The organism is Bacillus sp. AP50, assembly GCF_040492675.1.
Taxonomy (GTDB): domain Bacteria; phylum Bacillota; class Bacilli; order Bacillales; family Bacillaceae_G; genus Bacillus_A; species Bacillus_A cereus.
The window spans coordinates 48,417-64,124 of record NZ_JBEUTW010000146.1 but is presented as its reverse complement, the minus strand read 5'-3'; the positions used below and the strand labels follow the sequence as shown (position 1 = coordinate 64,124).

Here is a 15,708-nt window from a genome sequence, read left to right as displayed (position 1 = left end):
ACCGATAGAAAGTCAAGAGGGTATACGATATATTCTCCCAGAAGATATTGTATATGTAAGTAAAAATAAAGAAAATAAAACTGTTTCAATTTACACAACGAATAATCAGTATATTTCAACATATACACTTCAGGAATTAGAAAATAAGCTAAATGCATATGATTTTTTACGTGTACATAAAAGCTATTTAATTAATATGTCATATGTAAAAGAACTGAAACCTTATTATAATGGCACGTATAATTTGTATTTAGATAGGTATGATGAGCAACCGATTCCAGTCAGTCGTAATTATGTAAAACGCCTTCGAAATAACATTGAATTATAGTAGGTAATGAGAGTATTTTAACATGATAAACTGAAAATCCTTCATGATAGGGAGGATTCAAGTTAGATATTCAGAAAATTTAGTACAATCTCCACTAAGAAATAGTATTGGGGGAATTGTATGTGAAGACATTGAAATCGATCTTACTTTGGGGCATTATTACAGCAGTAGGAGCAGGTGCTTTTGGGGTAGTAGCTTTATCACAAGGTGAAACCATTAATGCTGTATGGCTCTTAGTAGCTGCCGTATGTGTATATGCAGTTGCTTATCGCTTTTATAGTAGATTTATAGCGAGAAAGGTTTTTAATTTAGATGATAATCGGCAAACACCAGCCCATACATTAAACGATGGGAAAGACTATGTTCCAACAAATAAGTGGGTATTGTTTGGACATCACTTTGCAGCGATTGCTGGGGCGGGACCTTTAGTAGGACCGATTTTAGCAGCACAAATGGGATATTTACCAGGAACCATTTGGATTATTGTTGGGGTAGTTGTTGCGGGGGCTGTCCAAGATTTTGTCATTTTATTTGCTTCGATGAGACGTAATGGTAAATCGTTAGGAGAAATGATTAAGGATGAGATTGGACCTGTTACAGGACTAATTGCAATGATAGGTATTTTAGGAATTATGATTATTTTATTAGCAGTATTAGCGTTAGTCGTAGTAAAGGCACTAATCGGAAGTCCTTGGGGAATGTTTACGATAGCAGCAACGATTCCTATCGCTATTTTAATGGGAGTTTATATGCGCTATATTAGGCCTGGTCGTGTTGGAGAAGGATCAGTAATTGGCATTATCCTACTTATTTTATCTCTTGTTGGAGGACAGTATGTAGCAGAAAATCCAACACTTGCAAGTATGTTCACATTTAGTGGTGAAACAATTGCTATTATGCTTATTGTATATGGATTTATCGCATCGGCATTACCAGTTTGGATGCTTTTAGCACCACGTGATTATTTAAGTACATTTTTAAAAGTCGGAACAATTGTAGGGTTAGCAATCGGTATCTTAATTGTAGCACCAGATTTACAAATGCCAGCAGTTTCGAAATTTATTGATGGAACTGGTCCTGTGTTTTCTGGAAACTTATTCCCGTTCTTATTTATTACTATTGCTTGTGGTGCAGTGTCTGGATTCCATGCTCTCGTTTCATCAGGTACGACGCCGAAGATGATCGAGCAAGAGGGACACGCACAGCCAATCGGTTATGGAGCAATGTTAATGGAGTCGTTTGTAGCAGCGATGGCGATGATTGCGGCTTGTGTATTAACACCGGGAACGTATTTTGCAATTAATAGCCCCGCAGCACTTATCGGTACAGATGTTTCGCAGGCAGCTCAAGTTATTTCCTCATGGGGATTTGCTATTACACCAAATGAACTAAAAGATCTCGCTGTAAATGTTGGAGAGCAAACAATTTTATCACGTACAGGTGGTGCGCCAACATTAGCGATAGGTATGGCATATATTTTCTCACAAGTAATAGGTGGAACGGCCATGATGGCATTTTGGTATCATTTTGCGATTCTCTTTGAAGCTCTATTCATTTTAACAACAATTGATGCCGGAACGCGTGTCGGCCGATTTATGATTCAAGATATTTTAGGGCATGTATATAAGCCATTTGGGAAAACGGATTCTACATTAGCGAATGTAATCGCTACAACATTATGTGTATTAGGGTGGGGATATTTCTTATACCAAGGGGTAATAGATCCGCTCGGTGGAATTAATACATTATGGCCACTTTTCGGTATTGCAAATCAAATGCTAGCAGGTATTGCATTATTACTTGGAACGACAATTTTGTTCAAAATGGGAAAAAAGGCGTACGTTTGGGTAACACTTATTCCAACTGTCGGGTTGCTGATTGTAACGATGACGGCGGGATATCAAAAGCTATTTCATGAAAATCCTAAAATTGGATTTCTATCGCATGCAAAGGTATTTCAGGGAGCATTAGATGAGGGAAAAGTGTTAGCGCCAGCAAAAAATGTTGCTCAAATGAAGCAAATTATTTTCAATGATTATATCGATGCAGCGCTTTGCGGAATTTTTATGATAGTTGTAATCGCTGTGTTAATTTCAGCACTTCGAATTTGGATCCAAGTATTAAGAAATAAGCCAATGCCGTTAAAAGAGGCACCATATATTCCTAGAGATGAAAGTGAGTCGAGGAACTATGCTTAAAAAGTTGTGGCAAGTATGGGGTGAAAGAAAACGCTTTATTAGTTTGCTCGTTGGGGTACCAAGTTATGAAGTATATGTGGAGCATATGAAAAAGCATCATCCTGAAGAAGAGGTTGTATGTCAAAAGCAATTTTTTGCTGAGGCACAAGAAGCAAGATTTAATGCAAAGGGTGGAAAAATATCACGCTGTTGTTAATGAAAAAGGGCGAGTTTTCGCCCTTTTTATTTTTTTGCTGTTTCACGTGGAACAGCAAAAATAAACAAAATATTTGGGAATTAAAGGTATTTCGTATACAATAAGGTGAGGAAGGGGATAGATGGAAAAGTAGGGAGATTATTTTATGTTAAGGGACTTATTTGTAAATACAACAATTATTCTTTCCTTTATTTTTATTGGAGGTCAGCTTTTAAGGGATAAGTCGTTAAAAGAAGGATTCTCTTTTGGGCAGAAATGTGTAGTAGGCATTTTTACTGGGATACTAGGTATAGTATTAATGTATTTCAGTGTTCGTGTTGGTACCATTCTATTGGATTTACGCTACTTAGCTGTTATTCTAGCTGTTATTATTGGAGGACCGATAGCGAGTACCATAACAATTGGTATGATTTTAGTAACTAGGCTGTTGTTTATGGATTATTCATTAGCTTCTCAAGTGGCTTTTTATACAATCATTGCGATAGGAATAGGGAGTATCTTTATTTCGCGCATGAAGCTTTCTTTAGGGGGAAAGTGGGTATGGTTACACACATATATTTTATCTATTCTAATCCCAGCGTTATATATATGGTTAATTAAAGAGATCCACATAGTGGGATTATATTTAATTTCTAGTATTATTACAGGTTACATAACATTCATAAGTACAAATTATGTTTTACAATCCAATGAGTTATTTCAAAAGATGAAACAATACGCAACGATAGATGCATTGACAGGTTTAGGAAACGTAAGACAGTTTGATTTAGAGATGAATCGTCATATTAGTAATAAGAACATGAAAAATGATTCGTTTTGTTTACTACTTATAGATATTGACCACTTTAAGTATGTAAATGATACGTACGGGCATCCTGCAGGGGACGAAGTGCTAAAACAAGTAGGATGTATTTTACGAGAAACTTCACAATTTCCAGATTTGGCTTTTCGAAAGGGTGGAGAGGAGTTTGCACTTTTGATACCGAATAAGGGATTAGCTTACGGAATTCTTACGGGCGAGCAAATTCGTACAGCTGTTGAAAGTCACTCATTTCAATTGTTAGATGAAACGAAAATAAAAATTACAGTTTCGGTGGGGGTTTCAGAATATGAAGAATCACCGGAGCAATTTATTCAAGCGGCAGATGATGCGTTATACTACTCGAAACGAAATGGTAGAAATAAGGTCAGCTCTGTATCTTAAAGATAAGATGACCAGAAGACATAAAGCTTATAAAAAACACTCACAGAGGCAATGTATGAACTTTGTGAGTGTTTTTTATTTATATATTAGACAAGTTCTTTTGATACAACAAATTTACGATATGCACCATGGTGAGTTGGACCTACGTATTCGTTAATTTTGAATGAGTAACGAATAGCAGCTGTGATGAATTCTTTAGCAGTTTTTACTGCTTCTTTCACAGGTTTTCCTTTTGCAAGTTCTGCTGTAATTGCAGCAGAATATGTGCAACCTGCGCCGTGTGTATTTGTCGTATCAATTTTTTCTGATTCTAGAAGGTCGAATGTTTCTCCATCATATAGGACGTCGATTGCAGTTTCCGTACCAAGTTTGCTACCGCCTTTAATTAGGACGTATTTCGCACCTAAAGCATGGATCTTTTTCGCTGCTTCTTTCATGTCTTCAAGAGAATTAATCTTTACGCCACTTAATTGGTAAGCTTCAAATAAGTTTGGTGTTACAACTAATGCCTTTGGAACAAGAACGTCACGTAAGCAATCATTCGTTTCAGGATGTAATGCTTCATCAGCACCTTTACATACCATAACAGGGTCAACTACTACATTTTTGAAATTGTGCTTTTCGATTGTTTCTGCAACCATTTCAATAATTTCTACTGATCCAAGCATACCTGTTTTTAAAGCGTCTACGCCAACACCTTCAATTGTTGTTTCTAATTGTGGTTTTAATGTAGAAGCTGGGATTGGAAATACGTTATGTGCCCAACCGTTATGTGGATCCATCGTTACGATTGTTGTAAGAGATGTCATTCCGTATACGCCCAGTTCTTGGAATGTTTTTAAATCTGCTTGTATACCAGCACCGCCACTTGTGTCAGAACCAGCGATAGTAAGTGCTTTATTTAATGTCATTATGAAAGCCCCCTCGAGTGATATAATGAAAACTATGTTCTCACCATTATATCAATGTTACGAATAAGTACAAAGTGAAAAGTAGATGATTTATTTTAAGAGCTATTTAAAATCTTGTATGCAGGAGACTGAGTATGTTTCGAGATAATCGTACAAATGAATTAGTTATATTAAAGGAAATTGCAGAAACATTAAATACATCAAATGATACATATCATGTATTGCAAGCTGTCCTAGAGAAATTACTAAGTGTAACAGGTTTAACGACAGGATGGATTTTTCTTGCGGATGAAAATGGGAAGTATACGAAGTTAATTGATTATCAATTACCAGAGGCACTTACATATGAAAATAAACGCCCGATGTGCGAAGGTGAATGTTGGTGTTTACGAGGTTTTGTAGATGGAAAATTAGAGAGAGCCGTTAATATTATTGAATGTAAAAGAATTAATAATGCAATTGAATATAATTGGGGGGATACGGAGGGCATTCTTCATCATGCTACGGTTCCTTTAAAAGCTGGGGGAGAAAAATTTGGGTTGTTAAATGTTGCAAGTCCGGGTAAAACACATTTTTCAGAAGAAGAATTAGTATTACTCCAATCGGTTGCCTTCCAAATTGGTACGGCTTTAAAGCGAACAAAATTATATGAAAATGAAAAGAGAAGAGCACATTATTATGTGAAATTAGAGCGTTTCATTCAAGATTTAAAAACGATTCATAAGTTTAATGTACTACCTGAAAAAGTGGTAAATCACGTAGGTGAAGTATTTCAATGGAATCAAGTAGCGCTTTTTATTAGGGAGGAAAAAGAATTATCTCTGCGAGCGTCTTACGTTCAGGAAGAGTTAAAAGAGGATATAAAAGAGGCGGCCAAGAGGGCGTTAGAACAAGATGAACCAGTTCTAATAAAACATCAAATAGGACATAATGTACATCTAAATCGAGCTGTTATTGCTACACCAATACATATTCAAAACCATATATTTGGTGTTTTATGTGTTAGCCTGAATAATGGAGAGTTTGATGCTAATACAATAGACGTAATTCAAGCATTATCGAACCATGTTTCGTTAATAATAGAGAATTTGAGGTTAAACGAGCAGCGCCGTGAACTTGTGCGAATGGAAGAAAGAAATCGGTTAGCAAGAGATTTACATGATTCTGTTTCGCAAAAATTATTTTCATTAACCTTCATGACAAAAGGCGCCGAGGCAGTTTTAAAAGGTAAAAATGAAAAGGTAGATCAATCTTTGCATGAGATGCGTGAACTTGCGCAAGGAGCTTTGAAAGAAATGAGGACATTAATTTGGCAGCTTCGTCCGGCGGGATTAGAAAAAGGATTATTGCCAGCTCTAAAGCAGTACGGTGAAAATTTGGGACTGAAAATTAGGGAGCAAGTTACGGGTGTTCGTGATTTACCTCGTGTAGTAGAAGAAGCTTTGTGGCGCATAGGCCAAGAAGCACTGAACAATGTAAGTAAGCATGCAGGTATAAAAGAAGCGACGATTTATTTTACAGTGAATGAGAAAAATGTATCATTAGAAATAGTTGATCAAGGAAAGGGATTTGTGGAAAAGAATATAAAAGAAAAGAAATCACTAGGTATGACTACGATGCGTGAAAGAGTAGAATTAGTTGGTGGAACAATTAAAATTGTAAGTAGTAATAAACGAACGAGCGTAAAAGTAAATGTACCATTATGATGTGAAAATGAGGGAAGTTTGTGAAAATAAAAGTATTGTTAGTTGATGATCATACAGTCGTTTTAAAAGGATTAGCATTTTTCTTAAGTACACAGGAAGATTTAGAGTTAGTTGGAGAAGCGAATAATGGGAAAGAAGCGTTAGTGAAAGTAGGAGAAACAACTCCCGATGTTATATTAATGGATTTATACATGCCTGAAATGGATGGTGTTGAGGCGACGGCATATATTAAAAAAGAGTATCCAAATGTGAAAGTAATTGTATTAACTAGCTTTTCTGATCAGGCGCATGTGTTACCTGCATTAAGGGCTGGAGCAAGTGGGTATATTTTAAAAGATGTAGAACCAGATCAGCTTGTTGAGGCTATTCGAAGCGCATATAAAGGTAATATTCAATTACATCCGGATATAGCAAATGCTCTTCTCTCTCAAACGTTACCTGTAGAAGAAAAGGAAGAAGAACCTTCTATTCAAGTGGATGTGCTAACAGCGAGAGAAAATGAAGTATTGCAGCTATTAGCGAAAGGGATGAGCAATAAGGAAGTTGCATCTGTTTTAGTTATTACAGAAAAGACGGTTAAGGCGCATGTAAGTAGCATTTTGAGTAAGTTGAATTTATCTGATCGTACGCAAGCGGCATTATATGCAGTGAAAAATGGAATTGTATAAGACGAAAGTCGTAAGACCAAGTTCGCCTTTGGAAGGTGGACTTTTTTTATGGAAAAATACGTCTATGTGAGGACGAAATTGTCATTATATAAAGATAAAATATGTTTGTAAGCAACAAAACAACAATTACAAGGGATACCTTTTTTGAAAGCATATAACAACATAAGAGTGAGTACTAGGAGGAATAAATAATGGCAACAGTTTTATTCGTTAAAGCAAATAACCGTCCAGCGGAACAAGCAGTTAGTGTAAAATTATATGAGGCATTTTTAGCAAACTATAAAGAAGCACACCCAAATGATACAGTAGTAGAACTTGATTTATATAAAGAAGAATTACCATATGTAGGCGTAGATATGATTAATGGTACATTCAAGGTAGGTAAAGGATTTGATTTAACAGAAGAAGAGGCAAAAGCAGTAGCAGTTGCTGATAAGTATTTAAATCAATTCCTAGAAGCTGATAAAGTTGTTTTCGGCTTCCCATTATGGAACTTAACGATTCCAGCAGTATTGCACACATATATTGATTATTTAAACCGTGCTGGTAAAACGTTCAAATATACGCCAGAGGGTCCAGTTGGCCTAATCGGAGATAAGAAGATTGCATTATTAAATGCAAGAGGCGGCGTATATTCAGAAGGTCCAGCAGCTGAGGTAGAAATGGCTGTTAAATATGTAGCAAGTATGATGGGCTTCTTCGGCGCAACAAACATGGAAACAGTAGTTATTGAAGGGCATAACCAATTCCCAGATAAAGCAGAAGAAATCATTGCTGCAGGTCTTGAAGAAGCAGCTAAAGTAGCAAGTAAATTTTAATTAAAAGTATAATCGTCACTCGAAAAAACAGCATTAACATGTAAACGTTAATGCTGTTTTTTTATATTTTTAGTTCATCAGCAAGTTTTTCTAATGTATTTCGATCTTGTATATAATATGTTCGGCCTTCTTTTCTTAAATAATTTTGTTGGCAAAACTGATTTAATACATATAAAAGATGACGGTAGCTGACATTTAAATATTCCGAGGCCTCGGTATGCTTTTCTATATAACAATTATTTTGCTCTGTTAATAAAATAAAAGCAGCTAATCGATTTTCAAAAGGATAACTATAGTTTTTTGCGTGATTTTCAGTGCGAGTAATTGTCTTTTCTCCAATAAATTTACATAAGTGCTGTAAAAACGTTGCATCTTGTAATAAAAGTTGCTGACAATCTTTAAGAGGAAGTGTCAAACACACACAATCTTCTAGTACTTCAACGGACTTAGTAATATTTTCTACTCCTATTAATCCTAATTCCCCGATAAAAGATGGTGCTTGAATAAAATTAATTAATGAAACCTTCCCGTTTTTATGACTCATATATATTTTTGCTTTCCCAGAAATTAAGTAATAGAGATAAGGGAGAGCATTTCCTTCGCTACATATCATCTCTTTCGTTTGAAAAGAATGCAGCTCTACATATGGCAAGACATGAAATGAAAATAGGGTATGGAATTGATGGATTCGCATGTATTGATAAATTTCTTCCTCATTTTTGCTGATTTTCATATTTTCACCCCCATGTATAGTATGAGATATCTCCTATTATCTTTACAAGAAGGAATGATACGATTTATGTAAATTTGTTTTTGTAGAAAAGAGAGTGTGATGAATTTATGAAAAAATATAAAACATTGTTATTTGATGTAGATGATACATTACTAGATTTCCAAAAGGCTGAAAAAGTGGCTTTACGGGTGCTTTTTGAAGAGAAGGGAATCCCTTTAACAGACGAGATAGAGGCTCGTTATAAAAAAATAAATAAAGGTCTTTGGGATGCTTTTGAAAAAGGAGAACTATCACGCAATGAAGTTGTAAATACAAGATTTTCTCTGTTGTTTAAAGAGTATGGAGAAGAAGTAGATGGAATATTATTGGAAAATAATTATCGTAACTACTTAGAAGAAGGAAATCAACTCATGCAAGGTGCGTTTGAATTTATAAATCAAATTCAAGGAGAGTATGAATTGTATATAGTGACAAATGGTGTTTCTAAGACGCAAGATAAACGTTTGCGTAATGCAGGTTTACATTCATTATTTAAAGATGTTTTTGTTTCGGAAGATACAGGTTTTCAAAAACCGATGAAAGAGTATTTTGATTATGTTTTTGAACGGATTCCTAACTTTGCACCTGAAGCAGGGCTGATTATTGGGGATTCATTAAGCGCTGATATGAAAGGTGGATATGTAGCGGGAATTGATACTTGTTGGTTTAATCCAGAAAGGAAATTAAATGATAGTGGGATTATACCGACATATGAAGTGCATAATTTTGAGGAGTTAGAAGCGTTATTAAAGCAGCATGTGTAATAAAAAAATAGGCAGTGGAGCTTTCATCCCCACTGCCTATTTTTATTAATTTTTATTTTCGTTATGTTTTGGGAGCGGAAAGGCATTCCCGATAGCAGCTGCACCAAGCATGGGCAATAGTAAATTAAGCGGGAAAAACATAAGTAATAGTAATGTTATAGCTATTGGCTTTCGTAACGCATAGCTTGAAATTGCTGTCGTTACGATGGCAACAGATGCTACTGGATCTATAGGAAGAATAGATGCTACAGCGTATCCGATACTTGACCCGGAAAATATAATTGGGAAGATATGTCCACCTCGCCACCCTGTGTTCAAACAAACGGCAGTAATGCACAACTTTAAAATCCCTGAAAGAAGTAGTATCCAAAAAGATAAATGGCTCCATTCAACAACTAATTCTTTTAATTGATGTTCACCTGAAAATAATGTGTACGGAAGAAAAGTTCCCGCAATTCCTAATAAAATACCACCGATAATTCCGAGTGTCAGTTTGTATTCCCTAAAAGGGTGAATTAACTTCTCTAATGTGAATTCTAACTTGAAATAAAAGAAACCAACTATAGCACCGATACTAGCAAGTGGAAGAAATGCGATCCATTCATTGAAAGAAAGTGCACCTTCCCCGAAATCAACAATAAAGGATCCACGATTATCGAGTTTACTCAGTAGTAAATAAACAGAAAAACCTGCGAAAGTAGTAGCTAAGTATACAATCGCCTTTTTTCCTTTAGAAAAAGCAGCAATTTGTTCCCCCTCATTTTCATTTGGTGCTAAATAACCGAATAATGGTGCGTTAAAAATGACACTTAAAGTAGCTCCAATTCCGATCTCGGTTAGCTCATTCATACTCTTTAAGGCAAATTTAAAGCGATCCCCTACCCATGTGCACAGTCCGCCTATAATTCCAACTAGTGCGGCTTCTGGACCAAGACTAGCACCGAAAATTAAAACAATAATCGCTGTTAAAGTAGCCTGATGGACAAAGCGATATTCGATTCGACCAGTTTTTTTATATTCAGCCATCACTTCAGGCATAAGGCGTGGGTATGTACCGAAATGTTTTTGTGATAGACCAACAAGGACCCCGCCAATTATTGTTACGCAAAGGGTGTAATAAGAGGGAAAAGAGAGAACTTCAGGCAAGTATCCCCAAATAAAGTGGATTCCAATATTTATTGTGACTAAAAATAACCAGACTGTAGCTCCTACTATAGATCCTAGAAGAATGCCATATAGAGCAAGTATGTACTGCATATCTTTTTTATTTGTCATGTTATACCTCCGTTATGTAAATCTTAGTAGGTAAAAAAGTGAAATATACTAGTGAAAAATGGATTGAATATATATAGTATCTTTTTGAGAAGATGGCCTATTCAACATATAGGCTAACTTTAGGGGAATTTGAATTTATAGGTTAAATTACTTATTTAATTTTATAGACTGATTTGAGGTTTTTAAAGGTCTTTTTTGAAATAGACTAGAATATATTTCTTTTGTTGCTTTATATGAAACTGTTAACATTTATTTTAGAACATTCAGAAAAACCGTTTGACATTAGGAAATTATTGCTATAAAATCAACGGTAATTGCATAGTCTTATCAAGAAAAGGTGGAGGGACAGGCCCGATGAAACCTTGGCAACAGCCGTATAACGGAATTGTGCCAAATCCTGCAGGTAGTAATCCTGAGAGATAAGAAAGAGCCTTTAGAGCGTGTTTTCAAACTGCTCCTTTCTTGTTTTCAGGAAAGGGGCAGTTTTTTATTTTGTATAAAAGAAAGGAGAATGAGAGATGGGAGAATCATGGGGAAAAGGAACAATTTGTGTGCAAGGTGGCTATACGCCAAAAAATGGTGAACCACGTGTTTTACCACTTTATCAAAGTACAACATATAAATACGATACTTCAGATGATTTAGCAGCCCTATTTAACTTAGAGGCAGAAGGATATATTTATACACGTATTGGAAACCCTACTCTAGCCGCATTTGAGCAGAAGTTATCAGATTTAGAAGGCGGTGTAGGAGCTGTTGCAACGGCTTCTGGGCAAGCAGCTATTATGCTCGCAGTTTTAAATATTTGTAGTAGTGGGGATCATTTACTTTGTTCTTCAACGGTTTACGGGGGAACGTTTAATTTATTTGGAGTGAGTTTGCGTAAACTGGGCATTGATGTTACGTTCTTTAATCCAAATTTAACGGCAGATGAAATTACGGCGCTTGCTAATGACAAGACGAAACTTATCTATGCAGAATCGTTAGGAAATCCAGCGATGAATGTTTTAAATTTTAAAGAATTTTCAGCTGCTGCTAAAGAATTAGAGGTACCTTTTATCGTTGATAATACATTAGCAACTCCTTATTTATGCCAGGCGTTTGAACATGGGGCAAATATTATTGTTCATTCTACGACGAAGTATATCGATGGGCATGCGAGCTCCTTAGGCGGTATTGTAATTGACGGTGGAAACTTTGATTGGACAAATGGAAAGTATCCTGAACTTGTTGAACCAGATCCAAGTTATCACGGTGTAAGTTACGTTCAAAACTTTGGTGCAGCAGCGTATATTGTGAAAGCACGTGTTCAGCTATTAAGAGATTATGGAAATTGTATGAGCCCATTCAATGCATATATTAGCAATATTGGCTTAGAAACATTGCATTTACGAATGGAACGTCATAGTGAAAATGCTCTTGCAGTTGCTAAGTGGCTTGCTAATCATGAACGTATTGAATGGGTGAATTATCCGGGCTTAGATAGTAATGAAAATTACTCATTGGCACAACAGTACTTGAAAAAAGGTGCTAGTGGTGTTTTAACTTTCGGTATTAAAGGCGGATTAGAAGCAGCAAAAGAATTTATCGCAAATGTAAAACTAGCAACTCTTGTAACACACGTAGCTGATGCACGAACTTGCGTTATACATCCTGCTAGTACGACGCATAGACAATTAAATGCTGAAGATCAGCGTTTAGCTGGTGTTACATCTGATTTAATTCGTTTATCAGTTGGTATAGAAGATGTTTCTGATATTATTGCAGATTTGGAAGCAGCTCTAGTTGGGGGCAAAACACATGCCGATCATAATTGATAAAGATTTACCGGCTCGCAAAGTGTTACAAAAAGAAAATATTTTTGTAATGACGAAGGAGCGAGCGGAAACACAAGATATACGCGCTTTGAAAATTGCTATATTAAATTTAATGCCAACGAAGCAAGACACAGAGGCACAATTACTTCGCTTAATTGGAAACACACCGTTACAATTAGATGTTCATTTGCTTCATATGGAATCACATCTATCTCGTAATGTAACGCAAGAACATTTAACAAGCTTTTATAAAACGTTTCGTGATATTGAAAATGAAAAGTTTGATGGGCTCATTATTACAGGAGCGCCAGTGGAGACCCTTGCTTTTGAAGAGGTAGATTATTGGGAAGAGCTTAAACATATTATGGAGTATTCAAAAACGAATGTAACATCTACGCTCCATATTTGCTGGGGAGCACAGGCTGGCTTGTACTATCATTATGGTGTTCCAAAGTATCCCCTTAAGGAAAAAATGTTCGGTGTATTTGAACATGAAGTTTGCGAGCAACATGTGAAATTGTTACAAGGATTTGATGAATTGTTTTTTGCTCCGCATTCTCGTCATACAGAAGTACGAGAGAATGATATTAGAGGAGTGAAAGACTTAACATTGTTAGCAAACTCTGAAGAAGCAGGTGTTCACCTTGTTATTGGGCCAGAAGGAAGGCAAGTGTTTGCCCTTGGACATAGCGAATATAGTTGTGAGACGTTAAAACAAGAATACGAACGAGATCGTGACAAGGGATTAAATATTGATGTGCCAAAAAACTATTTTAAACATAATAATCCAGATGAAAAGCCGCTTGTTAGGTGGAGGAGTCATGGTAATTTATTGTTTTCTAATTGGTTGAATTATTACGTGTATCAAGAAACCCCTTATATATTGTAAAGAAGGATTGTGTAACACGTGGCAACGTTTTCCTTGTAAAGATTAACCTTTATTTTTCCGAATGTTCAAAATACATTGTTTTTCAGATTTTTTACTCATATAATTTCATCTAAACACAATTTTTGAGGGGTGGACAGTACTATGAAAGAAATTCAAGTTGGGTTATTAGGTCTTGGGACAGTTGGCAGTGGTGTGGTTCGTATTATTACGGATCATCAAGAACGACTCATACACCAAGTAGGTTGTCCAGTGAAGGTAACGAAAGTATTAGTGCAAAACATTGAGAAAGAGAGAGAGGTAGAGGTACCTTCTACTCTATTAACACAAGATGCAAATGAAATTTTAGATAATCCAAATATTGATGTTGTCATTGAAGTGATGGGTGGCATTGATGATGCAAAATCATATATTTTACAAGCTTTAAAAAGCGGAAAGCATATTGTAACTGCAAATAAAGACTTAATGGCATTACATGGAGCTGAATTATTAGCGACAGCAAAAGATAATAAGGCTGATTTATTCTATGAGGCGAGTGTGGCAGGGGGAATTCCAATTTTACGCAGTATCGTAGAAGGACTTTCCTCAGATCTTATTACGAAAGTAATGGGAATTGTAAATGGAACGACAAATTTTATTTTGACGAAAATGTCAGACGAAGGGAGAGCATATAACGACGTGTTAAAAGAAGCCCAACAACTTGGATTTGCAGAAGCAGATCCAACATCAGATGTAGAAGGTTTAGATGCAGCAAGAAAAATGACGATTTTAGCTACTCTCGGTTTCTCTACAAATGTAGAGCTTGGAGACGTGAAAGTAAAAGGGATTACCTCTATTACAGAGGAAGATATTGAATATAGTAAGAGCTTAGGTTATACAATTAAATTAATCGGTCTTGCAAAACGAGATGGTGAAAAATTGGAGGTTACAGTTGAACCAACTTTACTTCCAAATACACATCCTCTTGCGGCAGTACAAAATGAATATAACGCTGTGTATGTGTATGGTGAAGCAGTTGGGGAAACGATGTTTTATGGACCAGGCGCAGGAAGTTTACCAACAGCGACAGCTGTTGTTTCGGATTTAGTTGCTGTAATGCAAAATATTAGATTAGGGGTAACAGGAAATAGTGCTGTAGTCCCACAATATCAAAAAGTATTAAAAGAGCCAGACGAAATTGTCGTGAAAAAGTTTTTAAGACTGCATGTAAAAGACGAAATTGGTGTATTTGCAAAAATTACTTCATTGTTCTCTGAGCGCGGAGTTAGCTTTGAGAAAATTATTCAAATGCCGCTTGAAGAGAAAGGAAAGGCTGAAATTGTAATTGTAACGCATCGTGCGTCTCTTGCTGATTATGATTATATTCTACATACGTTGCAAGGGTATGAAGAAATAGATTGTTTGAAAGCGAACTATCGAATTGAAGGGGATGCTAAGTAGTATCCTTACCATAAAACAGAAAGAGCCTATTAAGCAGCTTGCTTAATAGGCTCTTTTCTATTTAAAATCTGCGTACCAACTTGAATAAATGCTTGGATAATCCAGCCTGTTGTAAAGGATAAGATGATTGTTCCAAAATAGATAGGTCCGTCTAATAAAAAGCTTAACGTTAAAAATAAAAAGGCTAATGAAATCTCTGTTCTTCTAAACGTCCATTTTTTCTTCTCAGCAACCGTTAAAACGAAAGCTTCTTGAGGCGCTGCGCAAAGGTTTGTAGAGACGTAAAGACCAATTCCAGCTCCAACGAATAGATTTCCGCAAATAAGTGTTATATATTTTGGAAGAGAGCGGATAGCGTCCATAATAGTTGTAATGGAACCAATCCAATCAACAAAAAGAGAAATAAGAACCATCGTTACAATTGTACCGATTGTAATTTGTTTTTTATTCCAAAAGAGTACGATAAGTGTAAAAGCAAAGTTAATCATGAAAATCCAAAAACCAATACTTATGCCAAAATTTTGATATAGTGCAATAAAGAAGGAATCATAAGGGCTAAGTCCAAAGGAAGTAATTGTCGTCATCATATTAATACCGATGGCAAGAATGAGTAAACCGCCAATGAAAAATATATATTCTAATTTGAATCGAAGCATAGTTGTATATCCTTTCTAAATGTATTTGCTAGGAAAGGATATATTGTGGAAAGCTTACCAGGTCAAGGG

At 35.9% G+C, this 15,708-nt stretch carries 15 protein-coding genes and 1 riboswitch; of the genes, 11 read left to right on the top strand and 4 right to left on the bottom strand.

The window, feature by feature from the left end; genetic code table 11:
• The 4 genes from ABWK52_RS13030 to ABWK52_RS13015 form a co-directional block, all read left to right on the top strand.
• A partial coding sequence (locus ABWK52_RS13030; protein WP_353771951.1) for a LytTR family DNA-binding domain-containing protein occupies positions 1-328 on the top strand: 328 nt, incomplete at its 5' end.
• Positions 329-450: 122 nt separating this feature from the next.
• Complete coding sequence (cstA, locus tag ABWK52_RS13025; protein ID WP_000854295.1) at positions 451-2,526, top strand: carbon starvation protein CstA; 2,076 nt, start codon at positions 451-453, stop codon at positions 2,524-2,526.
• Positions 2,519-2,722, top strand: a complete 204-nt coding sequence (locus ABWK52_RS13020) for a YbdD/YjiX family protein (protein WP_000914504.1) — start codon at positions 2,519-2,521, stop codon at positions 2,720-2,722. Before cstA ends, ABWK52_RS13020 begins: the two co-directional genes overlap by 8 nt.
• A gap of 145 nt (positions 2,723-2,867) precedes the next feature.
• Positions 2,868-3,926, top strand: a complete 1,059-nt coding sequence (locus ABWK52_RS13015) for a GGDEF domain-containing protein (protein ID WP_098507836.1) — start codon at positions 2,868-2,870, stop codon at positions 3,924-3,926.
• Between the two features lie 86 nt (positions 3,927-4,012).
• Here ABWK52_RS13015 and pdxK read toward each other — a convergent pair whose 3' ends face one another.
• A complete protein-coding gene (pdxK, locus tag ABWK52_RS13010; RefSeq protein WP_000174252.1) occupies positions 4,013-4,837 on the bottom strand; it encodes a pyridoxine/pyridoxal/pyridoxamine kinase in 825 nt (274 codons plus the stop codon).
• A 134-nt stretch (positions 4,838-4,971) separates the two neighbouring features.
• On the opposite strand from pdxK, the gene ABWK52_RS13005 reads away from it, so the two are divergent.
• From ABWK52_RS13005 to ABWK52_RS12995, 3 genes are all read left to right on the top strand, one after another.
• Complete coding sequence (locus ABWK52_RS13005) at positions 4,972-6,543, top strand: GAF domain-containing sensor histidine kinase (protein WP_025966827.1); 1,572 nt, start codon at positions 4,972-4,974, stop codon at positions 6,541-6,543.
• A gap of 20 nt (positions 6,544-6,563) precedes the next feature.
• Positions 6,564-7,211: a response regulator gene (locus ABWK52_RS13000; RefSeq protein WP_000695813.1), complete on the top strand. Its 648-nt coding sequence runs from the start codon at positions 6,564-6,566 to the stop codon at positions 7,209-7,211.
• A gap of 191 nt (positions 7,212-7,402) precedes the next feature.
• Positions 7,403-8,029, top strand: coding sequence for an FMN-dependent NADH-azoreductase (locus ABWK52_RS12995; protein ID WP_000246735.1), 627 nt, complete (start codon positions 7,403-7,405; stop codon positions 8,027-8,029).
• Between the two features lie 61 nt (positions 8,030-8,090).
• Here the strand turns inward: ABWK52_RS12995 and ABWK52_RS12990 are convergent, their stop codons facing one another.
• The gene (locus ABWK52_RS12990; protein ID WP_098507835.1) at positions 8,091-8,762 is read right to left on the bottom strand and encodes a transcriptional regulator YeiL; all 672 of its coding nucleotides are present in this window, start codon (positions 8,760-8,762) and stop codon (positions 8,091-8,093) included.
• A gap of 107 nt (positions 8,763-8,869) precedes the next feature.
• On the opposite strand from ABWK52_RS12990, the gene ABWK52_RS12985 reads away from it, so the two are divergent.
• The gene (locus tag ABWK52_RS12985; protein ID WP_000760192.1) at positions 8,870-9,565 is read left to right on the top strand and encodes a YjjG family noncanonical pyrimidine nucleotidase; all 696 of its coding nucleotides are present in this window, start codon (positions 8,870-8,872) and stop codon (positions 9,563-9,565) included.
• Between the two features lie 45 nt (positions 9,566-9,610).
• Here ABWK52_RS12985 and ABWK52_RS12980 read toward each other — a convergent pair whose 3' ends face one another.
• Positions 9,611-10,840, bottom strand: a complete 1,230-nt coding sequence (locus ABWK52_RS12980; protein ID WP_000182468.1) for a chloride channel protein — start codon at positions 10,838-10,840, stop codon at positions 9,611-9,613.
• Between the two features lie 321 nt (positions 10,841-11,161).
• Positions 11,162-11,266: riboswitch (SAM riboswitch) on the top strand.
• 92 nt (positions 11,267-11,358) lie between these two features.
• Here ABWK52_RS12980 and ABWK52_RS12975 point away from each other — a divergent pair.
• The 3 genes from ABWK52_RS12975 to ABWK52_RS12965 all read left to right on the top strand — a co-directional run bounded on the left by ABWK52_RS12975 (position 11,359) and on the right by ABWK52_RS12965 (position 14,983).
• Entirely contained in the window at positions 11,359-12,657 is a 1,299-nt protein-coding gene (locus ABWK52_RS12975) for a bifunctional O-acetylhomoserine aminocarboxypropyltransferase/cysteine synthase (protein ID WP_000504780.1), read from the top strand.
• Positions 12,641-13,546 carry a homoserine O-acetyltransferase MetA gene (metA, locus tag ABWK52_RS12970; RefSeq protein ID WP_001121538.1) on the top strand — a complete coding sequence of 302 codons (906 nt, stop codon included), beginning with the start codon at positions 12,641-12,643 and terminating at the stop codon, positions 13,544-13,546. Before ABWK52_RS12975 ends, metA begins: the two co-directional genes overlap by 17 nt.
• 141 nt (positions 13,547-13,687) lie before the next feature.
• Positions 13,688-14,983, top strand: a complete 1,296-nt coding sequence (locus ABWK52_RS12965; RefSeq protein ID WP_000659107.1) for a homoserine dehydrogenase — start codon at positions 13,688-13,690, stop codon at positions 14,981-14,983.
• Positions 14,984-15,012: 29 nt separating this feature from the next.
• On the opposite strand, the gene ABWK52_RS12960 is transcribed toward ABWK52_RS12965, so the two are convergent.
• Positions 15,013-15,639 carry a YczE/YyaS/YitT family protein gene (locus tag ABWK52_RS12960; protein WP_000943411.1) on the bottom strand — a complete coding sequence of 209 codons (627 nt, stop codon included), beginning with the start codon at positions 15,637-15,639 and terminating at the stop codon, positions 15,013-15,015.
• Between the last annotated feature and the right edge of the window lie 69 nt (positions 15,640-15,708).